The organism is Kushneria pakistanensis, assembly GCF_014652795.1.
GTDB lineage: Bacteria > Pseudomonadota > Gammaproteobacteria > Pseudomonadales > Halomonadaceae > Kushneria > Kushneria pakistanensis.
This window is the reverse complement of record NZ_BMZM01000001.1, coordinates 743,542-769,729: the sequence shown is the minus strand read 5'-3', so window position 1 is coordinate 769,729 and position 26,188 is coordinate 743,542. Positions and strand designations below refer to the sequence as shown.

The window sequence follows — 26,188 nt, the reverse complement described above, 5'->3', positions numbered from 1 at the left end:
ATTAGCCACGGCTTTTCAATTATCCTTTGCTATTACGACCTTTGGATGATTCAAATACCATGGCAAACGCCAAATACGTATACTGGAGGGTGGTTTCTGGCAGCGGTGCTCGACACCGCGATATTTCAATAATAGATGGAGTACATAATGGAGCTGCAAAACCGTGAAGGACAGCATGTCCCGAACGTGACCCTTAAACAGCGCAAGGGTGGTGAGCTGGTTGATGTCCAGACCAAGGATATCTTCAGCAATCGCACCGTTGCCGTTTTCTCGCTTCCGGGCGCCTACACGCCAACCTGTTCTTCCACCCACCTGCCGCGCTACAACGAACTGGCAGAACAGCTTTTCACCAGCGGCATCGATGAAATCGTTTGCCTGTCTGTCAATGACGCCTTTGTCATGGAAGCCTGGGGCGAGCACCAGGAAGCCGAAAACCTGACACTGCTGGCTGACGGCAACGGTGAGTTCACGCAAGGCATGGGTATGCTGGTGGACAAGTCGGATCTGGGCTTTGGCAAGCGAAGCTGGCGCTATTCGATGGTGGTACGGGACGGCAAAATCGAAAAAATGTTCATCGAGCCGCAAAACCCGGGCGACCCCTTCGAGGTGTCTGACGCCGACACCATGCTCGATTACCTCAATCCCCAGGCAGAACGCCCCAGCTTTGCTACCATTATCAGCAAGCCCGGCTGCCCGCACTGTGCACGCGCCAAACAGGCACTGGCAGACAATCGCATTGCCTATGAAGATATCGCCATTGGCAACCGTGACATTACCAGTCGCTCACTGCGCGCCATGACCGGGCAGGCCACCGTGCCGCAGGTCTGGATCGATGGCCGGCATATCGGCGGCGCCGAAGATTTGAAGGCTCATCTCGACAAGGCTGTTGCCTGACGCGTTCATCGCCTGATTGATGATAGCGGCCACCTCAGGGTGGCCGTTTTTGTACGTGCACGACCCAACCGTACGCCCTGATACTGGAGAACCGACATGCAGGAAAGACGTGTAGATGTTGCCATCATTGGCGCAGGAAGCGCCGGTCTGAGCGCCTATAGTGCGGCCCGTGCACATACCGACAGTATCGTCATGATCGAGGGCGGTCCCTACGGAACAACCTGCGCGCGGGTAGGTTGCATGCCCGGCAAGCTATTGATTGCGGCGGCTGAAACCGCGCACAGCGTCCGTGATGCCAGTGCCTTTGGCATACATGTTGATGGCCGCATCGAGATCAATGGACGCGACGTCATGGCGCGTGTCAGGCAGGAGCGTGACCGGTTTGTCGATAATGTCATTGAATCGGTGGAAGACATCGATGCTGAACAACGCATTCGGGGTCATGCAATATTTGAGGGTCCCAACACCCTGCTCGTCGATGACCATACCCGCATCCATGCCGAGCGCATTGTCATTGCAACCGGTTCAAGCCCCGATCAGCCCGATTTTCTAAAGGCCGCCGGCCATCGTCTGGTGACCAGCGACGATATCTTTTACTGGGAAGACCTGCCCGAGTCGGTCGCCCTGTTTGGGCCCGGCGTGGTCGGTCTGGAGGTGGGGCAGGCTTTATCACGCCTGGGGGTTCGGGTTCGCATGTTTGGCGTGGACGGCGCGATCGGCCCCATTACCGACCCCAGCGTTCTTGAATATGCCGATCAGCATTTCAATACGGAGTTCCATCTCGATCCCGAAGCCGATACGCGTAACGTGGCACTCGTCAATGATCGGGTCGAAGTGACCTTTGTCGAGCGCGGCAGTGAGCATGAGGTAACCGAACAGTTCGACTACCTGCTTGCCACCACGGGGCGTCCTCCCAACATTGAAGGGCTTGAGATTGATCAGGCCCATCTTGCGATGAATGAAGGCGTGCCGGTCTTTGATCGCTACACCATGCAGTGCCAGCACCAGGACGGCACACCTGCGCCTGTCTTTATCGCAGGCGATGCCAGCGCCGAGCTGCCGCTGCTGCATGAAGCTTCCGATGAAGGACGTATTGCCGGTGATAACGCCGGGCGCTATCCGGATATTCGCGCCAGCCATCGTCGCTCCATGCTTCTGGTGGTCTTTACCGAACCACAGATTGCCACGGTCGGAAAGACGTGGTCCGAGGTCGAAAAACACCATCACGACAGCTACGCCACTGGAGAGGCCAGTTTCGAAGACCAGGGCCGCGCTCGCGTCATGCGCCAGAACCATGGTCTGATGCGCGTGTATGGCGAACAGGGTTCAGGGCTTTTTCTGGGCGCTGAAATATTCGGCCCGCGCGTCGAGCACCTGGCCCATTTACTGGCATGGTGTCACCAGCAGCGCATGACGGTGACACAGATGCTCGACATGCCCTTCTATCACCCCTGCATCGAAGAGGGACTGCGCAGTGCACTGCGTGATCTCAATACGGCTCTCAAACAGGGGCCCATGATATCCCGTCATGGGATGGAATCCGGACCGGGCAGTTAATGCCGGCTCACCCCTCATTCCGGCACGGGCTGGCGCATGATCTTTCGCAACAGTCCTTGCCACCTGTCAGGCCAAAGGCCTGGCAGCACCTCAGGAGTCAGGCATGGCTGACTACATGATTACCTGTGATCTGAAGCGTCCGGGCCAGGAGTATCGTCATCTTCTCAGGGCACTGGCACTGTATCCCGATAGCCTGCATGTCCTTGAAACGACCTGGCTGGTCAGAACGACCGCCACGCCTGACCGCATACTCGCCGATCTCGAACAGTATGTGGACAGGGACGATCAGATGTTCATTGCCACGATCCAGACACCGGCGGCCTGGTCAGATAGCCTGGGTGTGAATCAGGTACTTCAGTTTTTCAGTCATGTCTGATACCGGACAGCGCAGAAGTCGAGCCAGCAAGATACATGGCAGTCTACAGGCCGGCCCATGTTAGCCGGGGGGCATGTCGGGTGATACAGCAGGAAGGACAACAGGAAGAAATGGAGCGGGCAATGGGACTCGAACCCACGACATTCAGCTTGGGAAGCTGACGCTCTACCAACTGAGCTATACCCGCATGGCGCTCATCATAAAAGCCCCCATCGGCAAACACAAGCATCGCCATCCAAAGCGCTGTTTTTGTGGCAAAAAGGCATTGAGTAAAAAAAATTTTGATTTCAGGGAATCAAACCGGCAACACGGTGGTCATAGTAAGCAAGACGTTCTTCTTCAGTCGCTGAGGAATGCGTTTTGGTTTAACTGTTCCTTGCATGGCCGCCACCTCGTTGTGGCGGTTTTTTTATGCCCGTGATGGGCGCCGTATCGGCATGGCGCTTCAAACACTGGATACAAAAGACAGGCAGGATGCAGTCAATAACGACATGCCCTTTCAACCGGTCATGACGACCTGCAGGCCGTATTCGGTAATACGTCCAAAACACTGATCAAAACAGGGTTTTCGAAAAAGACGGTGCAGCAGGTGAGGTGATGTCTGATCCTGCCAGACCACGTCAATGAGCCCCCGCCTGTCGAGATAGCGTATGGCACGCGCAAATTCGTTACTCGGTACGCCAAATTCGATTGCCTTGACATAGACACACTGGTATCGGCCTGTGTTGAGCAGGCGAGTCAAAATGGTCAGTTCAAGTGAATCAAGGGATTGCATGCCGAGCGCGTAAGCCTTTTTAACATTACATGGATTAAGGTTTTGCTACCGGCGGGGATTATACCCATCACTATTGGTGACTAAAGTATTAAAAATATAAATCTTGTGATCATTTTATTTTATTTTGTTGGCATTCATATTAAGCATAATTAATATGTGTCGCAAAATGGCGACACCATCTGTTAACGTCGGCGTTACTGTCATGAAGTCCGCATCTTGTGTTCAGACTTAATATTTCCGAGCGCTCACATCTTTTTTTCTTTTTTAACCCTTTCTTAATCAATCACCTCAGTAGAAATGTCATTAATAAGCCTCTTGAAGCCATATTGAGCGCCCATGATCCTTCTAATCGCCTTTGCACTTGCTGCCATTGGCATTTCCTTTATCTGTTCGGTGCTTGAAGCCGCACTACTCTCCCTGACCCCCAGTTATATCGCACGTCTGCATGAATCACGCCCGGCGCTGCATCGTTCCCTGAGTCATCTCAAGGACAATGTCGACCGTCCTCTGGCCGCCATCCTGACCCTCAACACCATTGCTCATACGGCCGGAGCAACAGGCGTGGGCGCTCAGGTGTCCGTTGTCTTCGGCGACACATGGATCGGTGTAGCCTCGGCGGTCATGACACTGCTGATTCTGGTGCTATCGGAAATCCTGCCCAAGACCATCGGCGCACGTTACTGGCGCGAACTGGCACCGCTACTGGCACCAACGCTCAAGGTCATGATCTGGATGCTGCTGCCCTTTATATGGCTGTCAGAGCAGATCACGCGCCGCATCGGGGGCAGCAAGGAAGATGATGTCGATGTTCGTGAAGAGATCAAGGCGCTGGCGAGGCTGGGTCAGGAAAGAGGTGTCGTGGATGTTGATGAAAGCAGAACCATCGTTAATATCCTCAACCTGCATGATATTAACGTGCGCGATGTCATGACGCCGCGCACGGTCTGTCAGACGGTGACACCCGACATGACCGTGGCCGAGTTCGATGCCGACTGCAGCCACCTGCCCTTTACCCGCTACCCTGTCATGGCACCGCCGGAGCAGACCGTAGGCTATGTGCACAAGATGGACGCCTATCACGCCGACGATGGCGCTACCCTTGCATCGATCATGCACCCCATCGAGTCGGTCAATGGCAAGGACAGTGTCGAGCAGGTATTCATTCGCATGCTCAGTGATCACCACCATCTGTGTGTGGTCCATGACGACCACGGCACCTGGGTAGGCGTACTGACCATGGAAGACATTCTTGAAACCATTCTGGGACAGGACATCGTGGATGAAACCGATGATGTCTCCAACCTCAGGCACCACGCCAGACAGCTATGGCTCAAACGCATTCGCCACAGCCGAGAAGCCGCCATTAACGACATGCCATCCGGTCGTTGACGCTCTCGGTCATCTGACAGGGCATGCTAGAATGACGGCCTGACCCGGCAACCGATGACCCCCATGGCTACCTTTTTGCTGACCTTTGCCGTCTGTCTGCTGATCTGCTCTTTCATGGTAGTGGCCCTGATGCTGTCGCGAACCCCGCGATACCGCACCAGCGCCAACGATCTGCTGACCCTGCTGGATGAGACGCTGGAAAACCGTGTCTCCGAAGCGCGCTGGCATACCGTCATCGGCTATCCGATCCGCCACGACCCTTATCTGGAAAATGTGCGCCGGCGCTGCCAGGCCATCATGGATGAGTACGGTCAGCCCTGGCGTTTTGAGCAGGGCGGTGCCCTGTTTTCAAAGCCGGGGCTGGAAGAAATACATGCACTGCGCCAGCACCTGACGGCGCGTCTGTCACTCGATGACAGACGTACCTTCTGATACAGGCCGATGAGCATTTCCCGTCTGGATATCAACTTGCCATGACCATCGCGCTGACCAGTACCAATGTCATCCGCCGCGCACCGCTGGAGGAAATCTCCCAGGCACATTCCCATCCCTTTCATCAGATCGTGATTGGTCTGGCAGGCGAGGCCGAAATCATCATTGATGGCCGTCCGCTGCATATTTCCCCCTTTCACGGCTGTACCATTCCAGGCGATCGGGAACACTGTTACCGAGGCATCGGTGACAACTCGCAACTGCTGCTGGATCTTTTCGATGACGCGCCGGGCCTTTCCGGTATCTATCGCCATCACTTTCAGCTTTTCTCCCTGCCCCTGCACTTTGCGCTCGACAGCGCAGCGCGTGCCTACCTCAACTTCATGGTGGATGAGATCACGCATCAGCCAGAGGTAGACCGCGACCTTCTGGTGACTACCCTGCTCTCGATTTTGTCCCATCGCCTGCTCGACCGTCAGACGACACCACAGTCGCGGCTCGACCTGGTCATGCTTGATCACTACATCGAGCAACATCTGGCTCGGGGCATCCGCGTGGAAGACCTGGCCGGACTGGCGCATCTGTCCAGCGCCCACTTCACCGAGCTTTTTCGCATCCGTACGGGCCTGCCGCCCTACCAGTACATACTGCGCAAGCGGCTTCGGGCAGCCAGAACCCTGCTGCTGGAGACGCGGCTGCCGCTGATTACCATTGCCGAGCGGTCGGGCTTTGCCAATCAAAGCGCGCTGTCTCATGCCTTCCGACGCCATTTTGGTCACTCCCCCGGTGCATTGCGGCAAAGCGCCGTCAGCACGGCCGGATCGGATCAGCCGTAACGTCATTTTTCTGACAGCCCCTCAAGACCAAAGGTGTATTGCCCGAACGCCTGCTTTTTGCCCTGGCCACCGGTACCTGCAACTCCCGCCAATCTGACAATCCTTCCCGTTAAATCGACAAGACGGCGTCGTATGTCACGGCCTACAGTCGAAAAAATGACCATCCTCTCTTAACCGCCCGCCATCGGTGCATCATTCGTGTACGCGTTTGAAAGCGGCGCTGGCCGTCCATTGCGGCAAGGAAATTCAACATGCTCAACAGCCAACAGATACTGGATGCCAACACCTGGCAGCAGAACCCTGAAACCCTCTTTGACCGCATCAGCGATCACTACATCGTCAATGAAAACGACATGGTGCGTGAATTCATCGATCTGCTGCAGACCGATGACAAGGATTTCAAGCGTATCGCTGACAAGACGGCGGCCCTGGTACGAGAAGTGCGCGCAATGGATACCGCGGTGGATTCCATCGATGAGCTGTTGCAGCAGTACAGCCTGGGTACCCAGGAAGGCCTGATGCTCATGTGCCTGGCAGAAGCCCTGCTGCGGGTGCCCGATAGCGCCACGACCGATGCCTTGATCGAGGATCGCCTGAGCGTGGGTGAATGGGAAAGATACGCCGGCCAGAGCGAATCCTGGTTCGTGAATGCCTCCACCTGGGGGCTTTTGACCACAGGCCGTGTGATCAAGCTGGATCAGCCCCGCGATGGCCGTCCGGCCGGCTTTATCAACCGAATGGTCAACCGCATGGGTGAACCGGTGATTCGCCAGGCCATGCGCCAGGCCATGAAAATCATGGGCCGCCAGTTCGTGCTGGGTCGTGACATCGATGAGGCGCTCAAGCGATCAAAACCGCTTTTTGACAAGGGCTACACCTACTCGTATGACATGCTGGGCGAGGCCGCGCTGACCCGTCAGGACGCCACGCGCTACTTCGATGACTACGCCAGCGCCATTCGCGCCGTGGGCAAAACCAGCCAGAAGCTCTCTTCAAGTACGCCGGCGCCGTCGATCTCCATCAAGCTTTCGGCCCTGCATCCGCGCTATGAATCAGGGCGGCGTGACCAGGTGTTGAAGGAGCTGGTCGATACGGTCTGCCAGCTTGTCGAGCTGGCACGCGGGCTCGATGTCGCCCTGACCATTGATGCCGAAGAGGTGGATCGACTCGAACTGTCCCTTGAAGTCTTCAAGGCGGTATATACCTCCAGTGCCTGCCGGGGCTGGGGGAAATTCGGTCTGGTCATCCAGGCCTACTCCAAGCGCGCCCTGCCGGCGCTTCAGTGGCTGACACGCATTGCGGACGATCAGAGCGATGAAATTCCGGTGCGTCTGGTCAAGGGCGCCTATTGGGACAGCGAGATCAAGGAATCGCAGCAGCTCGGCGTGGACGGCTATCCGGTCTTCACCCGCAAGGCCTGCACCGATGTCTCCTATCTGGCCTGTGCGACCTATCTGCTGTCGGACAATACGCGCGGCCGCCTTTTTCCCCAGTTTGCGACGCATAATGCCCATACCATCTCGACCCTTATCGATCTGGCCCAACAGGGCGATCGCGCTTTTGAATTCCAGCGTCTGCATGGCATGGGCGAGGCGCTCTATGAGGCCGCGCTCAAGCAGGCCCCGACAGGGACCTGGTGTCGTATCTACGCACCTGTAGGCGCACACAAGGATCTGCTGCCCTACCTGGTACGCCGCCTGCTGGAAAACGGCGCCAACTCCTCATTCGTGCATCAGCTGGTTGACCCGCGTGTACCGGTGGAATCCCTGTGCGTTCACCCGGTCGAGAATCTCATTGGCGTCGGCCAATACTTCAACGCCAACATCCCGATGCCGAGCGAGATCTATACCGATGGTCGCCGCAATTCAAAAGGGATCAACCTCAACATCAACAGTCAGTTCCAGCCACTGCTCAATGAGATGAAGCCCTTTCTCGAGCGCACCTATAGCGCGGGGCCGCTGGTCGGGTTTGAGCTTGATCATGAGAGCAGCGAGCGTCATGACGTCATCTGCCCCTGGGATCATGGGCGTACGATCGGAAGCGTGCGCTGGAGCAGTGCCGAGGAAACCTCACGTGCGATCGATGTAGCCTGGAAGGCCTTTCCGGACTGGAACGACACGCCGGTGGAAAAGCGCGCCGCCATTCTGGAACGCTTTGCCGATTTGATGGAAAAACACATGGCGGAGCTGATGGCCATGTGCTGCATGGAAGGTGGCAAGCTGCTGCCCGACGGTGTGGCCGAGGTGCGTGAAGCGGTGGATTTCTGTCGTTACTACGCTGCCCGTGCACGGGAAATCTTCGGCGCACCGACGCCCCTGCCCGGGCCGACCGGTGAGTCCAACGAACTCATCATGCAGGGCAAGGGTGTGTTTACCACCATCAGTCCGTGGAACTTCCCGATCGCGATCTTCTGCGGCCAGACCGTGGCCGCCGCCGTGGCAGGCAACACCGTACTGGCCAAGCCGGCCGAGCAGACCTCATTGATCGCTCATCGCGTCATCGAGCTGTTATATGAAGCGGGCATGCCGCGGGAAGTGGTACAGCTGTTGCCGGGCGATGGCGCCACCGTGGGGTCGGTGCTTTCCAGTGACCGTCGTATTACCGGGGTCGCCTTTACCGGTTCAACCCAGACGGCGCAGTTGATCAACCGCTCGCTCGCCGCGCGTGACAATGCCGCCCTGCCGACATTGATTGCAGAAACCGGTGGCCTGAACGCCATGATCGTGGACTCCACCGCCCTGCCCGAACAGGTCGTGGCCGATGTGGTGGAGTCAAGCTATCAGAGTGCCGGCCAGCGCTGCTCGGCGCTGCGCGTACTTTATGTTCAGGAAGACATTGCCGAGCGCGTGATCGAGACCCTCAAGGGGGCCATGGTCGAGCTCAACATTGGCGACCCGACCCGTCTGGCCACCGATGTGGGCCCGGTCATTGATGAGGAGGCACGAAAGGGGCTGCAAGCGCACATCGACCGACTCAAGAGTGAAGGCCGTCTGATTGCCGAAACCGCCATTGACGCCGATACAGCCGCCAGCGGCACCTTTATTGCCCCGACGGCCTTCAGGATCGATGGCATTGATGCGCTGGACACCGAACAGTTCGGGCCCATTCTGCATGTGGCTACCTTCAAGGCCAATGAGATCGATCAGGTCATCGATATCATCAACGAGCGCGGTTACGGTCTGACCTTTGGCGTACACAGTCGTAACGAGACCTTCACCAACCATGTGGCCAGTCGCATCAGAGTCGGCAATGTCTACGTCAATCGTAATATCATAGGCGCCGTGGTGGGCGTACAACCCTTTGGTGGGCAAGGATTTTCAGGCACCGGCCCCAAGGCCGGCGGCCCTCACTATCTGCTGCGCTTTGCCAACGAAAAAACACGTACGATCAACACCGCAGCCCTGGGGGGCAATGCGTCCCTGCTGGCCATGGGCGACGATTGATCCCTGCGTCATGAGGCCAACACGGGCCGGGAAACCATTTGTGATTGAAAACAACATCAAAAAGGGTTTCCCATTCCTGCGCCCTGCTCATGATGCTTGCAGGTAACATGCCGGTCCAACAATCAGAAAACAGGAGAGGTTTATGGCTATCGGTGTCTGGATCAGCCTTTTTGCTTATTTTGCGCTCATGATCGGCATTGGTTTGTATGCCATGCGCACGTCTACCTCTACATCCGAGGATTACATGCTGGGTGGCCGAACGCTCAGCCCGCAGGTGGCGGCCCTGTCGGCCGGGGCGTCGGACATGAGCGGCTGGTTGCTGCTGGGCCTGCCCGGGGCAATGTTTATTTCCGGTCTTGGATCGGCCTGGATCGGTATCGGCCTTCTTCTGGGCGCCTTCTTCAACTGGGTACTGGTCGCCCCGCGCCTTCGTGAACAAACGGTTCACTATGGCAATGCCATCACCATTCCTGCGTTTCTGGCCAACCGGTTCCCCACCCGGGCAATGTCGTTACGAGTGGTGTCTGCCATCGTCATCGTGGTCTTCTTTTCCATCTACACGGCTTCTGGCCTGGTAGCCGGTGGCAAGCTGTTTGACAGCGCCTTTTCGGGCATGGTCAACATTGGCGGGCTCAGCGATTACGCCACAGGCGTGATCATCACCCTGGGGGTGGTACTGGTCTATACGATCGTTGGCGGCTTTCTGGCGGTGAGCCTGACGGACTTCGTTCAGGGCTGCATCATGATGCTGGCACTGGTGATCATGCCGGCGGTGGTGCTGTTCGGCGAAGGCGGCGGTGGCTTTTCCCAGGCGTCACAGACGCTCAACGAAGTCGACCCCACGCTGCTGTCCTGGACAAGTGGGCTGACCTTTATCGGCTGGCTCTCTGCCATCACCTGGGGGCTGGGGTATTTTGGCCAGCCACATATCATCGTGCGCTTCATGGCCATTCGATCCCTGAAGGATGTGCCCGTGGCCCGCAACATCGGCATGAGCTGGATGCTCATTTCCATGATCGGTGCGGTCTCGCTGGGTCTGTTCGGCCGGGCCTATGCCATTCGCAACGGCATGGATGTTCAGGACCCGGAAACGATCTTTATCATTCTGGCGAACCTGCTGTTCCATCCGCTGGTGACCGGTTTCCTCTATGCGGCACTGCTGGCAGCCATCATGAGTACCATTTCCAGCCAGCTGCTGGTGGCCTCTTCCTCGCTGACCGAAGACTTCTACCGGCTGTTCCTGCGCAAGGAGGCCACGGAGAAGGAAGTCGTCACTGTCGGTCGATTCAGCGTTTTGCTGGTGGGTATTGTGGCCGCCGTTATTGCCTCCGACCCGGGTTCACAGGTGCTGGGACTGGTAAGTAACGCCTGGGCAGGTTTTGGTGCAGCGTTTGGTCCATTGATTTTGCTGTCCCTGATGTGGTCGCGCACCAACGGTGCCGGCGCCATTGCAGGAATGATCGTGGGTGCGGCCACCGTCATGATCTGGATTTCGCTGGGCTGGAGCGGCGAATTCATGGGGGGGCCCGGGATCTATGAAATCATTCCCGGCTTCATCGCCTCCTTTATCGCCATCGTGGTGGTCAGCATGGCGACCAGTGACGCGGGCGAGTACAGAAAAATCTCGCATTAAAAGCACGCTCACGCATGCTGGATATACAAAGGGCTCCTTCGGGAGCCCTTTTTTTGTAACGCTTGCGAAATGGCGTCTCGTCAGCGACCCGGATGGATTGACTATCCGCCGGGCCCTGCTGAGCGACCTTACGCTACTTCAGTGGACCTTGCTGAGCACAAAGCGCACAACGGCAAGGACGATCAAAACGATCAGACCGATCAGCAACAGGGTCAGCAGCATGGAAGCGGGGTTGGTCATCAGCGTGGCAACCAGTACACCTGCCACGACGCACCAGGTAATACGGTCTCCCCGGTCATCATCAAGGCGCAATATGACAGGCACCCAGCGCTTGACCATTTTGCCAAAGCCGTTTTCCCAGCTTTTCCAGGCCAGCGCCGCAACGATGGCAAAGACAACAATCCAGATGACAGCAATGGTCATAAGCTCTCCTGCGCGAATATTTGAATGTCTATAATCTAGTCTGACCCCGGACACAATGCCCGTGCCACAGGGCCTTCATGACGCCGGCCCGCACGCAGGGCAGCACCATGCTGGCATGATATCGCAAAAAAAGCGCAATTGATGGACTGCCCGGGGTTGAAAAAAACATGGCCGTCGCCATCTTGATGAGTTAGCACGTCGGCACGCATTCATGGAGGCCATCCATGGAGACAATGCCCCGACAGTTATAGAGCAACCAACACGTACCGACGCAAAAGGATCCTTATCATGCAGATCGCAGAGAACACGGTAGTAGCGTTTCATTACACTCTGAAAAACGATGCCGGGGAAGTCCTCGACAGCTCTGAAGGTCGTGATCCGCTTTCCTATCTGCACGGTTCAGGCAACATTATTCCCGGCCTTGAAAAGGAACTGTCTGGCAAGACCACAGGCGATACCCTTCAGGCGCGCGTTGAACCCGGTGAAGGCTATGGTGAAGTCCAGCCCTCTCTGGTGCAGGAAGTACCGCGTGATGCATTCCAGGGCGTTGAAGACATTCAGCCCGGCATGCAGTTCCAGGCGCAGACTGAAGGCGGCCCGCTGCTGGTAACGGTCACCAAGCTGGAAGGTGATACGGTTACTGTCGATGGCAACCATCCGCTGGCCGGCGAAACCCTGAACTTTGACGTCAGCGTTGAATCCGTACGCGAAGCCAGTGCCGAAGAAATCGAGCATGGTCATGTACACGGCGAAGGCGGCCATCAACACTGATGGACAATGCCCAGCGCTTCAAAAGGCAGCCATTGAGCTGCCTTTTTTGTGCCCGACGTTTATGTCAGATCATGCCAGAGGCGGTCTGCCTGACAGACATCGTCGACACGGCCTGCCCTGATCGCACGCCCAGCTGCCGATAATTGGCGACCAACCGCCAGAGCAGCGCCAGCAGGCAAATACCTGCAAAGGTGAATCCGCTCCAGAAAAAGGCCCCAGACCAGTAACAGGCTGCCATCAGAACAATGGTGCGCCCTGCCCTGCCCGTCGCGGTATCCACCAGACGCCCGATAGTTCCCGATGTTGTGCCAATCTCCCCGGCCTTTTGAAACTGCCCGGCCAGTCGTCTTTCAAGGTCAAGCACAAACACCACAATGATCAGGGTGAAGGCCGGCCAGAAAAGCCGTTCGGGCGAATAAAGCGACAGCCCGCCCATGACTGAAAGCATGAGGATCATTTCCATGAAGGGGCGCAGATAGCGCTGTCGGTCGCCATGATGCCCCAGCGCTCTGGAGACCCAGCCGGACAGCATGCTCAGCAGTCGGTACAGAATGACAGACAGCACTGCCAGCAGATGTTGATGCACATACAACAGTGGCACTGTGGCCAGCGCCAGCGCGGTGGCTACAAGGGCAAGTCCGGCCGGCGAGATACGCCAGACGACAAGCTGATGCGCCGTCCATGCCATGGCAATGCTGCAGGCACGGCGCAAGCGAAAGGTCAGGTGAGACATCCTCGGCACCGGCAGCATGAGAGACATCATTGTAGTGATGGGTTGTGTCGACGTCGATGCCGGTATTTTCTGACAGTGTCAGATTTACGAATGGCCGCACTCGAAAACCGCCAGGAAACGATGATCGCTGCCCGTGCTGTCATTGACGTGAAGGGTTCTGGCAATCCTGGGATCCAGCTGCTGGCCGCTGCAGGCGGTATTACCCGGACTGCTGACGATATCGGCAAGCGCGATACCGCGAAGGGCAATGCCCTTGTGGGCATCATTGATTACCTGATCGATCACCATTTCATTGTTCTGCGCCAGATGATCATGGGTCATGTACACCACACGGCCACCGTCACGGCATAGCTCGATAGCGCGAAGAAGCAGTGACACAAGCCGTTCGGAACGCTGCCGCGCCGTCAGATGCCGCCCGATCAGGGCTGGAATATCCAACAGCACGCGATCAAAGGACCCCATCTCTTCCCGGGACAGCCGATCATCGCCAAGCCGCGTCATGATCACATTGTCGGGTGTTTGCCGAAGGCCAACACTTTCCAGTGAAAGCGCGCCCATGATATTGGCGACCAGCTCGCCTCGTTCATCAAGTTCACTGGCCATCAAATGCATGCGCGCCTGACTGGAGCCATACATGTCCAGCACACGATGATGAGGCGCCATATCCAGAAGTGATATTCCATGACCATGCGATAGCTCGCATGCCGAGCGAGACGGCGACACGCCATCAAGCGCGGCCGCAGCCAACGAGGGGGGAATTGTTTCAGCGGAGTGCGCTGAAGACCGGAAATATTGGGTATCCATACCTGACAAATCCTGAAGTCAACATTCAGGCCGGCATCCTGCCAGCCGCTTGCTCATTCAATCGTACAACATTTCTACATGTATTGTACAAGAAATGGCAAATCAACAGTCACCAAAAAAAGTGCGCCAAAGTGGCCGAACGCGAATCATCAGGCGTTAGCAATATAAAAAGAAGCCCACGGGCAAGCGCGTGCTGCCATCGTGATCAGGGGGACAGACCAGCATGAAAACGGGCCGATATTGTTACAATATCGGCCCATTCTGATGTTCAGGTCTTGAGACAGCGTGTTTGTCAGGGGGTACGCATGGCAAGTGCGTTGGTGTCCAGCGTTCGACGCGACTGCCAGTAGTGGCGGCTCCAGTAGGGGTTATCCAGCCGGGAAATCTTGACACCGCGCGAGCTTGAGGCATGCATGAAGCGGCCATCGCCGACATAGATGCCAACATGGCGATCACCGCGCCAGGGCCTGAAAAAGACCAGATCACCGGCCTTGAGCGACGTCTTGTCGATGCGGCGGCCGATCAGCACCTGGCCGGCCGTGGTTCGCGGCAGATCAAAGTTGAAGCTGTCCCGAAAGATCTGTTGTACCAGTGCCGAGCAGTCGATACCGCTGCTGCTCTCGCCGCCGAACCTGTAGGGTGTCCCCTGCCAGGTATCGTATTCGGCCATCAGGGTCGCCTCGATATCAACCGGGTAGGCATTCTCGGGAGAGGTATAGTCATATTCCGATGCCGAGCGAGTATTTCTGCCTGCTTTCGCTTTCGACGTTTTCATCGTCGAAAGCGAAAGCATCGCCATGTCCTGAGCACCATCCTGTGAACCGGGTTGCGAAGCCGCACACCCTCCCAACGCAAGACATACCAGACTACCAATGATTATTCGCCGCATGCATACGGCCCTTTTTGTTGATCAAACACTGGAAGCATCCTGAAATTGGCAGGTAACAGTTGAAGTCGAGGCGTCGAACACAACGCCTTCAGGATGTTAAGGAATTTGATCAAGCGTGGCGAGTATTAAAAATTAATCAAACCACTCTTGTTATGACCAAAGTATTAATCGAAAGTCATTCAAAGGTAACAAAAAGATACCCTTCACTACCTGACGTTGCGTTAGTGCAGCACGCGGGCATCGCCCGGTAGTGTATCGGCATGCAGGGGCGGCCAGCGGCGCGCCTGAGCACCCGGAAAATCGAGGCTGGCCCAGCTGCCTGCCAGCGGCGGCAGCCCCGTTTGCCAGGCTGTCATGGCTTGATTGAACTCGGCCAGAAAATGGTCTCGTTCGGGCGTATCCACCATGAAAAAACTGTAGCCTGCCAGCATTCCCTTTCCGTAGGCCCACCAGTCGCTGTAGTGCCGGGATGCCAGCACCAGGGCCTGATCCAGATAGTAATGGAGCTTGTCCGCGCTCAGCCAGCCCAGCTGACGCCCCGCGGCAGCAAGGTCCACCAGCTGTGCGATATCCCACGCCGCCATATCGATATCGTTACATTGATGATCGTTTTTCAGCACGCGACGCAATCTTTCCAGGTGCACCCTTTCATCCTCGCTGCAATCAGCGGACTCGAGCACGGCAATTTCCTGCTGGAGGCGTCGTTGATTCAGCGTGTAGGGGGCGTAGTTGATCAGGTACTCCTGGCGGTCACCGGCTTCGACCAGAAAGTCGAGAAAGCGTATCAGCGCCGCTGTTCCCCCAAGCCCGTAATGGCTATCAAGCCATTCACGAATTTCGGTGGCCTGCACGCCATACTGCCTTTCAGGCTCACCCCACAGGACAGTATTGAGCGGCCCTGACAATGACAGTGCAGTAAAGCGCGACAGCGAAGGCCGCCTGCCCGGCTCCCTTTGAAACCCGACAGGAGCAGTCAGCCAGTGAAAAGGGCTACCGGGATCATGACGATGCCATTCAATATCCTCGACCAGAGACTCCTGCGTGCTGTCCTCGGGCAGGGTTTGCTCCCATCGCACCCAGGCTTCCAGCATGGTATCCACACAGAGATAGTGACGATCCAGGGTCGCCGCCAGTCTTGTGTAATAACGCGCCAGCAGCTCGCTTTCTCCATGGTCGGCGTTTTCAAACATCTGAAGATGAAAGGCGTATTTTTCAGCCATGATGATCGTGGCAGAAACCGAGGCGCAGCTTGCCAGCTGCTGGCGATATGCCAGCAGTTCGGGCGACGGCGTACCAAAGGGAGTAGCCGCCTCCGGTAGCCGCCCATGCAGCGCATCGGATGCCAGCTGATTGAGGTGGTGCACCTGACCCGGCATCCAGAAGCGTGATAGTCCTGCCACGCCCTCTTCCGGGCGCCAGTCCAGCACGTCATGGAGATATTCCCGACTCTGTCGGCGCTGCTCGCTGTCAACGCCAGGCGGTACTGACTGACGATACAAAAGATCCGATTCCCTGATCGAGGCCACCGCAAGCGCCCAGTGACGTGGGCTGCTGCGAAGCCTGCGGATCATTGCCCGCGAGCGTTCACGAAGATCATCATCAAGCAGCTGATGCAATGGCCGCCGCCATGGACTGTCGGGCGCCTCCAGCAGCAATTGCCAGTCAATCGTGAAGTTCTCCATGAGATCGAGCCCTTCATGCAGACTGCGGCCACGCTGCCAGGCCAGTGCCACCTCATGCCAGCTGTCATATCGGCGCGTGAGAAGATCAACACCGTGAGCAGCAAAGCCTCTGGCTTCATCCTGATCAAGCCACCCCATGGCCATCCCGGCCCAGGCCAGATCCACCACACGCAACCAGTCCCATGCGGCCACATCCCGGGGCTGATCCTGCACGACAAAGGCCTCGAGCGTGGCAGCATAGGTCGCCTGTGGCGCCATGCGCGCGTGCCATTGCAGGCGCTGTGCCGTGGTCATGGCCCTGAAACGCAGATGATCAAGCTCCCATCCATGCCGGTGCCCCTGACCCGCCAGCCATAGCAGCATGCGGATCAGCTCATCGCGCTCATGTACAGACCAGACCTGGCGCAGGAAATGTTCGGTGCGCTCGCGCTCCAGCGCAGCTGCCGCCATGGTGTCGATCATGATGGGAGCAAAGGGGGCGCGAGCACGCCATATGGCACTATCTCCCTGATCAGGCCAGGGCGGCTGTGTGTCGGCGTCCTGAAGCCAGCTCAACCACTGTGACAGTGCGTGTTCATCGAGCCACTGGGCATTGAAGGCCAGTACCAGCATGGTGACGGCTTCATCACGCTGCGCCTGATCAAGACGTCCCACCATCTGCCAGCCCAGCGCGCCGGGCTCCTCGATATCCATGCTGCGCAGGCGAGAAAGTGCGCGCGAGACGCTCATGGCACGCTGGGGGGGCACCTCACGGTGCCAGCCATGGCTGGCCAGACGCTGGGCGCACCAGTTCTGCAGGCTCTCTTTCAAAAAATACCTCATGGGAAAATATTCGGTCACGCCATCGCGGGGGGCGGCCCATTGTAACCCGGACCGCCCTTCTTTCTCAGCGGGGTTCCTGCGGATCCGCCATTCGCTCGGCATGCGTCTTGTTGCGGGCCGGGGCGGCGGGCAGCATCCAGCTCAGAATCCAGCGACGTATCCGAACAACGAACTGTTCCTGAAAGAGAATACAAAGGATGACAGTCATCAGCAGATAGACCGGATAGAGCCATATGGAACTCTCGCCGGCCGCCGCCAGACACAGGCGCAGGTTATCAGCACACAAGGAAGGCTCGCCCTTCAGGATCTGTTCACTGCGCGTAAATATGACATAAAGCGGCACATGCAGGGCAAACATGGGCAGCGAGGCACCGCCCAGACGCCCGGCAAATTTCGTCAGCCGCGCACTGTCAGGCGTGGAGATGTGCACACATAGATAGATGAGCGCCATTTCGGCGGTCAGCAGCAGTCCGTTATGCAGTAGATAGTACCAGGCCCTGCCCTGTTCGAGCAGCCAGATGGCCACCAGACAGCACACCACAATGTAGAACACCAGCGCCAGCTTGCCGCGCAGCGCCAGCAGCCTGCCGGCATTTTTCTGCTGCATATAGAAGGCGCATAGCAAAATACCGGCCACAAATTCCGGCAGTCGAATGATCGGGTTGCGATGCAGAATCCCTGTTTCCGGCATGTCATAGGGCGTAAAGGCCACAACCAGCAGCGGCGGCACCAGATAAATCAGGTTGGTGGCAAGGAGGGCCAGACGCGTCCTTTTGATCTTCATGAGCCGAGGCGCAATGAAGGGAAAGGTCAGATAAAAGAAAAACAGCGCCGAAATGGACCAGGACGGCGGATTGAACGTCAGGTAGTAGGGATTCCATGCGTGCAGCATGAACACATTGAGCACGACATTGAACCAGAGCTCCACGTCACCCATGGTGTGGCGCAGGGCCTCGGGATTGACAATACCGGTGTCATTGTTGACGTCATACAGGACAAAGCGCAGCGACGTGCCGGCATCCTGCGCCGTCAGGGCCAGATAGCCAACGCCTGCCGAGACCGCCATGGCCAGAAGGCATGAGCCGATATGAATCGGATAAAGATTGGCAAAACGCTTGGTCAGGAAGCTTTTGGCCGGCTCACGCATCTCGTGTTGATCGTTGAGATATACGTGCGCCAGCAAAAAGCCTGACAGGATAAAAAAGGTGCTGGTCGAGAAAAATCCCAGATCCGTGACATAGCCCGACCAGCTTCTGATGGACGGATAGTTATGCAGGGTATGGAAAATAACGATATAGAGACCGAGAAAGAATCTCAGCCACTCAAGTCCAATAAATCGCTCTTTGGAAGAGGCCATGATATTCACTCAAAGCACTGACGTAAGCGAGGCAAACCCGCCATGCCTTTTGGCAGATGACTGATCGCTGCCGGTTTGGCAAGCAACATACGCAGCTCTTGAGCATGCGTCTACATCGAATGGTCATATTATGTTAACCATCGCCGGATATGAAAAACCCCGGCAGGGCCGGGGTTGTTGATCATCAAACGATAGGCTCAATGGCCATCATCAGGCTGGCTGAGTATTGGCCTCCGGGTTGCGGCTCCATACCCGGTGCTGCCCCAGTGCCTTTTTGAAGTCATCAAAGATGGCATCGACGCTGTCACCGGTCAGTACGCCTTCATCCATCTTGATGTTGGCCGCTTCCAGCAGGCCCTTGCCTTCTCCAACTGCGGCAATCACCTTCAGATGCTTCCAGGCTTCCTGCGGATAGTAACGGCCCTGCCCGCTGGCCTTGAGCGTTTCGATACTCTGGGCACCGCCGGCGATCAGCACGGCATCCATCGTGACTGACGGCAGACCATTAAGCATGGCGTCCGGCGTAATGGTATTGCCATTGCTCGCCTTGACCGGTGCCATGGTCGGCGCAATGACCATGCCCTGGGCGCCTTCGGCCTTGAGCTTCGACTGCAGCGCCGTGACCTGATCAAGATCTACCCCATCTGCGACCAGAATGGCCACCTTGCGGTATTTGATATTGCCGGGCAGACGCGCCATCAGGCTCAGCGCGGGCGACTCGGTCTGGCTGCTCTTGCCCAGTTCCTCGGCCGAGGCCGGCTTCTCGTTGGGCGTTTCAATGCCATGAATCTCGCCAACGCGGCGGGCCAGGTCCAGGTCAATGTTGGGCAGGATCTGCTGGATCATGCGTTCACGGATCCAGGGGCGTTCGACCTTGGAAAGCTCAAACGCATACGCCTGAACGATGTGCTCCTTTTCCACGTCTGTCTGGCTGTTCCAAAACAGCGTGGCCTGCGAGTAGTGATCGGCAAAGGAAGCGCTGCGACCGCGAACCTTGTGCGCATCAACGCGCTCATTGACCGATTCAAAACCGCCATTTTCCGCCGCCGGCGGCGTTTCACGCGGCCAGCCATCATCAATCGAGTTGGGCTCGTAGGAGGCCTGACCCTTGTTGATGGTCATGCGATGGAAGCTGTCACGCTGGTTGTTATGGACCGGCGTGACCGGACGGTTGATCGGAATTTCCTTGAAGTTGGGCCCGCCCAGACGCAGCATCTGGGTATCGAGATAGGAGAACAGACGGCCCTGAAGCAGCGGGTCGTTGGTAAAGTCGATCCCCGGTACGATATGGCCCGGGTTAAAGGCCACCTGCTCGGTTTCAGCGAAGTAGTTGTCCGGATTGCGGTTGAGCGTCATCTTGCCCAGCGGCGTGACCGGCACCTGCTCTTCAGGGATGATCTTTGTGGCATCCAGAATATCGAAGTCGAACTTGTGCTCGTCTTCTTCCTCAATGATCTGTGCACCCAGTTCCCACTCGAGGTAGTCGCCGTTGCTGATGTCGGTAGCCATCTCGCGGCGGTTAAAGTCCGGATCACGCCCCCACAGCAGCTGCGCTTCGTCCCAGATCAAGGACCAGGTACCGGCCATTGGCTTCCAGTGAAACTTCACAAAACGTGACTTGCCCTGCTTGTCGACCAGACGGAAGGTATGCACGCCAAAACCTTCCATGGAACGATAACTACGCGGGAAGGCGCGATCCGACATGGTCCAGAGCACCATGTGTGCCGACTCCGGCATCAGGGAGACAAAATCCCAGAAGGTATCGTGCGCAGACTGTCCCTGCGGAATCTCGTTGTGCGGCTCGGGCTTTACGGCATGCACGAAGTCGGGAAACTTGATGGCATCCTGGATAAAGAAGACCGGCATGTCGTTGCCGACCAGATCCCAGTTGCCCTCTTCGGTATAAAACTTGGTCGCAAACCCGCGCACGTCACGCACGGTGTCGTTGGAACCACGCGAGCCCTGCACGGTAGAAAAGCGCACAAAGGTCGGGGTTTGCTGACCGGATCTGAAAACAGCCGCCTTTGAGTACTTTTCAGCCTCGGGATAGGCTTCGAACACGCCGTGAGCGGCAGCACCACGGGCATGCACGATGCGCTCGGGAATACGCTCATGGTCAAAGTGGTTCATCTTCTCGCGGAAGATGAAATCCTCCATCAGCGTCGGACCACGCTCACCGGCCTTCAGCGAGTTATGGTTGTCGGCAATGCGCACACCGTTGTTGGTGCGCAGATCATGGCCTTCGGCATCATTGCGGAACTGCTCAAGGCTCTCGTCCTTGCTCTGCTCGCTCGTTTTGAAATCGGTATCGTGCGGACCATCTGTATTGGATGCACTGTAGGGATTGTTCGCCACGGTATTCTCCTTATCGAATTCGGCAATCTTCAATGGCCGACCTGCCTATCCATTGGCGGCGCCTCTCACGAAAACGCTCGACATCCTGCTTGATCAGTGATTGTCAGGGCACTGGTCAAATGAATTACTGGCCGCTAGCCGTTAATTAGCGTAGGTGTATTTTTTTTCTCACGCCAAAAGAGAATCCCTGATCGTTCTGATAATTGTTTTCTCTCAAGCCACTGATAAAAAAGGGCTTACTGATGTAAGCCCTTTTTCCCTGACGAACCATGGGCAGTAAAAAAGGCTGTCGGGCAATGCCCTACAGCCTTTTAATCCTGCCTGCTGGATGGCGGTTATTCGCCCAGCAGTGCCTTGAGACGGTTCTCGACACGTTCACCGTAATCATGATCGGCAGCATGACACTGCGCGACAATGCGTTCGCGAACACGCTGATCCACCTCGGTCAGATCGGCAGCGATCGTGCTGGTCAGACGATCACGCTCGCCCTCATCAAACAGGCGATACAGGTTGCCGGCCTGAGAGAAGTTGTCTTCATCAGTGTTGTCGTAGTATCCCACCCACGCATCCGCTTCCAGCGGCATCGGCGGCTCGCCTACGCGCACGTCCGGTGCCGGTGCGCCCTGGGCCACACGGTCATTGGGATAGAAGTTGGTCGTCGAGTACTGCCCGCCCTGGCCATTGTCACGCAGGGTACCGGCCATGAAACCGTCGCGCTGGTAGTTGTTGACCGGGCAGCGCGGCTGGTTCACCGGAATCTGTTGATAGTTGACCGTCAGACGATAGCGGTGCGCATCGGCATACGACCAAAGACGCGACTGCAGTACGCGATCGGGTGAGGCACTCACGCCTGGCACGAAGTTCGACGGACTGAACGCCAGCTGCTCGACCTCTGCAAAATAGTTGTCGGGGTTGCGATTGAGCTCAAGCTGACCAATTTCCATCAGCGGGAAGTCGGCATGCGGCCAGATCTTGGTCAGATCGAACGGGTTGATGTGATAGTCACGCGCCTGCTCTTCGGTCATCACCTGCAGCTTGACTGTCCAGCTGGGGAAATCGCCCTGCTCGATGTGGCTGAAAAGATCCGCCTGATGGTGATTGATCGGCAGCGCCTGCGCCTCTTCAGGCGTCATGTTGCGAATACCCTGATTGGTCTTGAAGTGCCACTTTACCCAGACCCGCTGACCGGCATCGTTGTAAAGGCTCAGGGTGTGCGAACCAAAGCCGTGCATGGTGCGATAGCTGTAGGGCATGCCGCGGTCAGACTTGAGGATCGTCACCTGATGAAACGACTGCGGATGGTTGGCCCAGAACTCCCACTGGTTCTGCTGGCTGGGCAGATTGGTACGCGGATCCTTTTTCTGGGTATGAATGAAATCGGGGAACTTGCTCGGCTCACGAATGAAAAAGACCGGCGTGTTGTTACCGACCAGATCAAAGTTGCCTTCACGGGTATAGAACTTCACCGCAAAGCCACGGACGTCGCGGATGTTATCTGCCGAGTCCTGACCACCAGCCACGGTCGAAAAACGCAGCGCCACCGGCGTTTGCGTATCCATGCCACGCAGGAAATCAGCAATGGTCAGATCCGAGAGATCGCGGGTAAGACGAAAGGTGCCAAAGGCCGCACTGCCGCGTGCATGCACGACGCGCTCGGGAATCTGTTCACGATTGAAATGCGCAAGCTTTTCAAACAGACGCCAGTTATCAAAGGTCAGCGGCCCATTACGGCCAGCGGTGATACTGGCGTCATCATTGGGGACGGGCGCGCCGTTGGCCGTGGTATAGCGGATGGGAGCTGAATCGGTCACTGATTGCTTTCCTGTATGTTTTTTCAACAGGCAATAAATTTACACAATCATGTAACAGAGTTTTAATGGCCTTTCCCAATTTTCACGATTGCCAATACTGTATGGACGACCATGACAAAATGGAGTAATCCGGCACAAAAATGGCGTCACGCGGGAGGAAAAAGGAAAAGGGATTGCGACAGCAGGCAGTAATGCAACGACGCCCGGCGTAACCGGGCGTCGCAAGGCAGAGTCATGCGCAGGGTTCACACCTTGCCATTACCCTTGCCCTTGATCAGAGAGACCAGCCACAACAGGATTACCGAGCCGATAATGGCTACCACCAGGGAGCCGATAATATTGTTGGAGCCAATACCCAGCATGCTGAAAATGGCGCCACCCAGTACGGCACCCACGATACCTACCACAATGTTGCCCAGAATACCGAAACCGCCACCGCGCATGATCTTGCCGGCAATCCAGCCAGCCAGACCGCCAATGATCAGCCAAAGAATAATACTCATGGTCTTCTCCCTGATAACCACCTTGCTTGAATGTTATGCCCTTGCCCCGGCCGGGGAGGCTGTAGATAACGTACAGCGCTGAATAGACTATAGACGTTGTGCGCCATGTTACCAATTCCATTGCTTTCAGGCGGTCTGACATGCAATTCGCTACAATCGAGGCCACTGACCTGCAATGATCGACAACAAGGACACCCATGCCGCTATCGCTGCCCGGTTATGCCGGTGACTGGCTTGAACGCAGCCTTGACCGACAGGTGCGCCTGGCGGTCACGGGACTGTCGCGCGCTGGCAAGACCGCCTTTCTGACCTCACTGGTCAATCAGCTGCGTCATGCAGGCTTGGATGCCCGGCTGGACATGATGAACTGTGCCCGCGAGGGCAGACTGCTGGGCGCCCAGCGCCAGACCCAGCCGGATCTTTCCGTGCCCCGCTTTCCCTACGATCAGGCACTGGCCGCCCTTGAGGGAACGCCGCCAGCCTGGCCCCCTGCGACCCGCGGCATCAGCGAGCTTCGTCTACTGATCCGCTACAAGAGTCGCACCAACAGCCGCCATTTCCTGGGCGAGCAGCGCACCCTGACCCTGGATCTGATCGACTACCCCGGTGAGTGGCTGCTGGACCTGCCCATGCTGCGTCAGAGCTATCATCAATGGTGTGAAGCGCTCAGTGCCCAGCTCACGGGGCGCCGACGTCGCTTTGCCGAAGGTTTTCTAAACCAGGTCAGTGCCCTGGACCCGGCCGGCACGGCCGATGAGCAACAACTGGCCGACATCAGCGCCGAATATGCCCGCTCGCTTAACACCGCGCGCAATGAAGGTGGCTACACATGGGTGCAGCCGGGGCGTTTTCTACTGCCCGGGGAACTTGATGGCGCGCCGGTACTGCAGTTCTTCCCGTGGCCGCTGGAACAGCTGGGCGACCCGGCAGCACTGGCCGAGCTGCCGGCTGACAGTAACTATCAGACACTCGCGCGGCGCTTTGAGCACTACAAGCGCACCGTGATTGGCCCCTTTTACCGTCAGCACTTTCGCCGTTTTGATCGTCAAATCGTATTGGTCGATGTGCTCTCCGCCCTCAATGCCGGGCCCGATGTCTTCGATGACCTGCGCCACGCCATCGCCACGTTGATGCAAAGCTTTGACTACGGCAGCCGAAGCCTGCTGTCACGGCTTTTCAATCCGCGCATTGACCGGCTGGCAATTGCTGCCACCAAGGCCGATCACGTCACCCCCGAACAGCATGACAACCTGCTGTCCCTGGTGCAGGCCCTGATGGCCGAACCGCTGCGGGATCTGCGTTACGCCGATATTCCGGTCAAATCGTTATCACTGGCCGCCATTCGCGCCACCCAGGCACGCACGGTCGAGCATGAAGGCAAGCGTCATCCAGCGCTCAAGGGCACGACACAATCGGGTGAAGAAGTACTGATGTTTCCCGGTGAAGTGCCCCCGCGTCTGCCGGATGCCGATTTCTGGCAGCGTCAGGGATTTGACTTTACGGCCTTCAGGCCGGCACCTCAGACCTCGGGCGAAGCCCTGCCCCATATTCGCATGGATAGCGCGCTGGACTGGCTACTGGGAGACAAGCTGCGATGAATGACCCACGTCCCGGCAGGCGCTTTGATGTTCAGGATGATGCCACTGCCAAGAAGACAACGGCGCCTGAAGCTCCTGCCTTCGAACAGCACTTTGTGCCGGTAGACCCGGCCCCCGGTGCGCGTTATCAGCTCGATAGCGTACATCACCCACTGGAAGAGGAAGCGCCGCCCGAGCAGATCGACAGTGCCCTGGATCACGCATTGGCAAAGCCTAAAAAGCGTCGCTGGGGGCTTCTAAGCGTTCTGGCGGGCACGCTGATCATGGGTGGGGTTCAGGCCGTCGAGACCTTCCAGAATGCCTGGTTCGGTGGTGACTGGGTCAGCGGTGCCTGGAGTGTGCTGGGGCTGGGTGTTGTCACGCTGGCCGGCACTTCCCTGACCAAAGAACTCTTTCGCCTCAAGCGGCTGCGCCGACACGCACGCCTGCGCGAGGACATCGACACCCGCATCATGGATACGCAGATGGATGGCGATCGCATGAAGGCGCTATGCGATCGCCTTCGCCAGCAGATGGGACTGGGGAACCGCGACCCGCACTGGCAGGACTTCTTGCAGGCGCATCAGGCGCACCACAATGCCCGCGAGACCCGTGACCTCTTCGGTCACTATGTGCTGGCGCCGCGTGATGCCAGCGCCCGCCGGCTGATCACCCGCATGTCGAGCGAAACGGCTTTGCTGGTGGCCATCAGTCCCGTGACGTTGATCGATATGGGCCTGATGGCCTGGCGCAATCTGCGCATGATCGACCGTCTGGCCGCGCTCTATGGTCTGGAGCTGGGTTATGCCAGTCGCCTGCGCCTGTTTCGTGCTGTGCTGGCCAACATGGCGTTCGCCGGTGCCAGTGAACTGGCCACCGAAGTCAGCATGGACCTTCTGTCGATGAATCTGGCCAGCCGCCTGTCCAGCCGCGCCGGCCAGGGCATGGCCAGTGGCCTGCTGACCGCAAGACTGGGCATTCGCACCCTGAAAATGCTGCGTCCTCTGCCCTTTGAAGATGACCGGGCACCGAAGCTTTCCGATCTGCGCCGCCAGCTCTGGCAGCAAATGAAGCGGGTCGATGACGGCAAGGCGGGCAAGGGAAGAGCGGACAACGTCTGAGGTCT

General features: G+C 57.4%; 21 protein-coding genes and 1 tRNA gene. 11 read left to right on the top strand and 11 right to left on the bottom strand.

Annotated features, from left to right (window positions below; translation table 11 throughout):
* The first annotated feature begins 147 nt into the window (after nucleotides 1-147).
* From IE123_RS03440 to IE123_RS03430, 3 genes are all read left to right on the top strand, one after another.
* The gene (locus IE123_RS03440; RefSeq protein ID WP_189515102.1) at nucleotides 148-894 is read left to right on the top strand and encodes a glutathione peroxidase; all 747 of its coding nucleotides are present in this window, start codon (nucleotides 148-150) and stop codon (nucleotides 892-894) included.
* A 96-nt stretch (nucleotides 895-990) separates the two neighbouring features.
* Nucleotides 991-2,451 carry a dihydrolipoyl dehydrogenase gene (locus tag IE123_RS03435; RefSeq protein WP_189515099.1) on the top strand — a complete coding sequence of 487 codons (1,461 nt, stop codon included), beginning with the start codon at nucleotides 991-993 and terminating at the stop codon, nucleotides 2,449-2,451.
* Between the two features lie 103 nt (nucleotides 2,452-2,554).
* Nucleotides 2,555-2,827, top strand: coding sequence for a hypothetical protein (locus tag IE123_RS03430; protein WP_189515097.1), 273 nt, complete (start codon nucleotides 2,555-2,557; stop codon nucleotides 2,825-2,827).
* Between the two features lie 111 nt (nucleotides 2,828-2,938).
* Here the strand turns inward: IE123_RS03430 and IE123_RS03425 are convergent.
* Nucleotides 2,939-3,014 (bottom strand) — tRNA-Gly (locus IE123_RS03425).
* 312 nt (nucleotides 3,015-3,326) lie between these two features.
* Complete coding sequence (locus tag IE123_RS03420) at nucleotides 3,327-3,602, bottom strand: hypothetical protein (protein WP_189515095.1); 276 nt, start codon at nucleotides 3,600-3,602, stop codon at nucleotides 3,327-3,329.
* Nucleotides 3,603-3,938: 336 nt separating this feature from the next.
* Here IE123_RS03420 and IE123_RS03415 point away from each other — a divergent pair, with 336 nt between their 5' ends.
* The 5 genes from IE123_RS03415 (at nucleotide 3,939) to putP (ending at nucleotide 11,335) form a co-directional block, all read left to right on the top strand.
* The gene (locus tag IE123_RS03415; RefSeq protein WP_189515093.1) at nucleotides 3,939-4,991 is read left to right on the top strand and encodes a CNNM domain-containing protein; all 1,053 of its coding nucleotides are present in this window, start codon (nucleotides 3,939-3,941) and stop codon (nucleotides 4,989-4,991) included.
* 63 nt (nucleotides 4,992-5,054) lie between these two features.
* The gene (locus IE123_RS03410; protein WP_189515091.1) at nucleotides 5,055-5,423 is read left to right on the top strand and encodes a hypothetical protein; all 369 of its coding nucleotides are present in this window, start codon (nucleotides 5,055-5,057) and stop codon (nucleotides 5,421-5,423) included.
* A gap of 41 nt (nucleotides 5,424-5,464) precedes the next feature.
* Nucleotides 5,465-6,259 carry an AraC family transcriptional regulator gene (locus tag IE123_RS03405; protein WP_189515089.1) on the top strand — a complete coding sequence of 265 codons (795 nt, stop codon included), beginning with the start codon at nucleotides 5,465-5,467 and terminating at the stop codon, nucleotides 6,257-6,259.
* A 251-nt stretch (nucleotides 6,260-6,510) separates the two neighbouring features.
* Nucleotides 6,511-9,702 carry a bifunctional proline dehydrogenase/L-glutamate gamma-semialdehyde dehydrogenase PutA gene (putA, locus tag IE123_RS03400; RefSeq protein WP_189515087.1) on the top strand — a complete coding sequence of 1,064 codons (3,192 nt, stop codon included), beginning with the start codon at nucleotides 6,511-6,513 and terminating at the stop codon, nucleotides 9,700-9,702.
* A 142-nt stretch (nucleotides 9,703-9,844) separates the two neighbouring features.
* Entirely contained in the window at nucleotides 9,845-11,335 is a 1,491-nt protein-coding gene (gene putP / locus IE123_RS03395; protein ID WP_189515085.1) for a sodium/proline symporter PutP, read from the top strand.
* A 138-nt stretch (nucleotides 11,336-11,473) separates the two neighbouring features.
* Here the strand turns inward: putP and IE123_RS03390 are convergent, their stop codons facing one another.
* Entirely contained in the window at nucleotides 11,474-11,758 is a 285-nt protein-coding gene (locus IE123_RS03390; protein WP_189515083.1) for a hypothetical protein, read from the bottom strand.
* 288 nt (nucleotides 11,759-12,046) lie between these two features.
* Between IE123_RS03390 and IE123_RS03385 the strand changes: the two genes are divergently transcribed.
* Nucleotides 12,047-12,529: an FKBP-type peptidyl-prolyl cis-trans isomerase gene (locus tag IE123_RS03385; protein ID WP_189515075.1), complete on the top strand. Its 483-nt coding sequence runs from the start codon at nucleotides 12,047-12,049 to the stop codon at nucleotides 12,527-12,529.
* A 64-nt stretch (nucleotides 12,530-12,593) separates the two neighbouring features.
* Here IE123_RS03385 and IE123_RS03380 read toward each other — a convergent pair whose 3' ends face one another.
* From IE123_RS03380 to IE123_RS03345, 8 genes are all read right to left on the bottom strand, one after another.
* Entirely contained in the window at nucleotides 12,594-13,262 is a 669-nt protein-coding gene (locus IE123_RS03380; RefSeq protein WP_189515073.1) for a hypothetical protein, read from the bottom strand.
* 84 nt (nucleotides 13,263-13,346) lie between these two features.
* The gene (locus IE123_RS03375; RefSeq protein WP_189515072.1) at nucleotides 13,347-13,925 is read right to left on the bottom strand and encodes a class I SAM-dependent methyltransferase; all 579 of its coding nucleotides are present in this window, start codon (nucleotides 13,923-13,925) and stop codon (nucleotides 13,347-13,349) included.
* Nucleotides 13,926-14,358: 433 nt separating this feature from the next.
* The gene (locus IE123_RS03370) at nucleotides 14,359-14,865 is read right to left on the bottom strand and encodes an NlpC/P60 family protein (protein ID WP_189515070.1); all 507 of its coding nucleotides are present in this window, start codon (nucleotides 14,863-14,865) and stop codon (nucleotides 14,359-14,361) included.
* 311 nt (nucleotides 14,866-15,176) lie between these two features.
* The gene (locus tag IE123_RS03365) at nucleotides 15,177-17,447 is read right to left on the bottom strand and encodes a YbeU/YbeR family protein (protein ID WP_189515068.1); all 2,271 of its coding nucleotides are present in this window, start codon (nucleotides 17,445-17,447) and stop codon (nucleotides 15,177-15,179) included.
* Between the two features lie 76 nt (nucleotides 17,448-17,523).
* Nucleotides 17,524-18,816, bottom strand: a complete 1,293-nt coding sequence (locus IE123_RS03360; protein WP_189515066.1) for an acyltransferase family protein — start codon at nucleotides 18,814-18,816, stop codon at nucleotides 17,524-17,526.
* Between the two features lie 210 nt (nucleotides 18,817-19,026).
* Nucleotides 19,027-21,171: a catalase HPII gene (gene katE / locus IE123_RS03355; RefSeq protein ID WP_189515063.1), complete on the bottom strand. Its 2,145-nt coding sequence runs from the start codon at nucleotides 21,169-21,171 to the stop codon at nucleotides 19,027-19,029.
* Nucleotides 21,172-21,506: 335 nt separating this feature from the next.
* Nucleotides 21,507-22,982: a catalase gene (locus tag IE123_RS03350; RefSeq protein WP_189515061.1), complete on the bottom strand. Its 1,476-nt coding sequence runs from the start codon at nucleotides 22,980-22,982 to the stop codon at nucleotides 21,507-21,509.
* Nucleotides 22,983-23,227: 245 nt separating this feature from the next.
* Nucleotides 23,228-23,485 carry a GlsB/YeaQ/YmgE family stress response membrane protein gene (locus IE123_RS03345; RefSeq protein WP_090130525.1) on the bottom strand — a complete coding sequence of 86 codons (258 nt, stop codon included), beginning with the start codon at nucleotides 23,483-23,485 and terminating at the stop codon, nucleotides 23,228-23,230.
* Nucleotides 23,486-23,682: 197 nt separating this feature from the next.
* Here IE123_RS03345 and IE123_RS03340 point away from each other — a divergent pair, with 197 nt between their 5' ends.
* Both IE123_RS03340 and IE123_RS03335 read left to right on the top strand, forming a co-directional pair.
* The gene (locus tag IE123_RS03340; RefSeq protein WP_189515059.1) at nucleotides 23,683-25,083 is read left to right on the top strand and encodes a YcjX family GTP-binding protein; all 1,401 of its coding nucleotides are present in this window, start codon (nucleotides 23,683-23,685) and stop codon (nucleotides 25,081-25,083) included.
* A complete protein-coding gene (locus IE123_RS03335; protein ID WP_189515058.1) occupies nucleotides 25,080-26,183 on the top strand; it encodes a YcjF family protein in 1,104 nt (367 codons plus the stop codon). The genes IE123_RS03340 and IE123_RS03335 overlap by 4 nt, the downstream gene beginning before the upstream one ends.
* The last annotated feature ends 5 nt before the right edge of the window (nucleotides 26,184-26,188 follow it).

Bases quoted from the DNA above. Each gene is read 5' to 3' on its own strand.
- IE123_RS03440 (WP_189515102.1), top strand. From the start codon at position 148: ATGGAGCTGCAAAACCGTGAAGGACAGCATGTCCCGAACGTGACCCTT.
- IE123_RS03435 (WP_189515099.1), top strand. From the start codon at position 991: ATGCAGGAAAGACGTGTAGATGTTGCCATCATTGGCGCAGGAAGCGCC.
- IE123_RS03430 (WP_189515097.1), top strand. From the start codon at position 2,555: ATGGCTGACTACATGATTACCTGTGATCTGAAGCGTCCGGGCCAGGAG.
- IE123_RS03420 (WP_189515095.1), bottom strand. From the start codon at position 3,602: ATGCAATCCCTTGATTCACTTGAACTGACCATTTTGACTCGCCTGCTC.
- IE123_RS03415 (WP_189515093.1), top strand. From the start codon at position 3,939: ATGATCCTTCTAATCGCCTTTGCACTTGCTGCCATTGGCATTTCCTTT.
- IE123_RS03410 (WP_189515091.1), top strand. From the start codon at position 5,055: ATGGCTACCTTTTTGCTGACCTTTGCCGTCTGTCTGCTGATCTGCTCT.
- IE123_RS03405 (WP_189515089.1), top strand. From the start codon at position 5,465: ATGACCATCGCGCTGACCAGTACCAATGTCATCCGCCGCGCACCGCTG.
- putA (WP_189515087.1), top strand. From the start codon at position 6,511: ATGCTCAACAGCCAACAGATACTGGATGCCAACACCTGGCAGCAGAAC.
- putP (WP_189515085.1), top strand. From the start codon at position 9,845: ATGGCTATCGGTGTCTGGATCAGCCTTTTTGCTTATTTTGCGCTCATG.
- IE123_RS03390 (WP_189515083.1), bottom strand. From the start codon at position 11,758: ATGACCATTGCTGTCATCTGGATTGTTGTCTTTGCCATCGTTGCGGCG.
- IE123_RS03385 (WP_189515075.1), top strand. From the start codon at position 12,047: ATGCAGATCGCAGAGAACACGGTAGTAGCGTTTCATTACACTCTGAAA.
- IE123_RS03380 (WP_189515073.1), bottom strand. From the start codon at position 13,262: ATGTCTCACCTGACCTTTCGCTTGCGCCGTGCCTGCAGCATTGCCATG.
- IE123_RS03375 (WP_189515072.1), bottom strand. From the start codon at position 13,925: ATGGCGCCTCATCATCGTGTGCTGGACATGTATGGCTCCAGTCAGGCG.
- IE123_RS03370 (WP_189515070.1), bottom strand. From the start codon at position 14,865: ATGGCGATGCTTTCGCTTTCGACGATGAAAACGTCGAAAGCGAAAGCA.
- IE123_RS03360 (WP_189515066.1), bottom strand. From the start codon at position 18,816: ATGGCCTCTTCCAAAGAGCGATTTATTGGACTTGAGTGGCTGAGATTC.
- IE123_RS03345 (WP_090130525.1), bottom strand. From the start codon at position 23,485: ATGAGTATTATTCTTTGGCTGATCATTGGCGGTCTGGCTGGCTGGATT.
- IE123_RS03340 (WP_189515059.1), top strand. From the start codon at position 23,683: ATGCCGCTATCGCTGCCCGGTTATGCCGGTGACTGGCTTGAACGCAGC.
- IE123_RS03335 (WP_189515058.1), top strand. From the start codon at position 25,080: ATGAATGACCCACGTCCCGGCAGGCGCTTTGATGTTCAGGATGATGCC.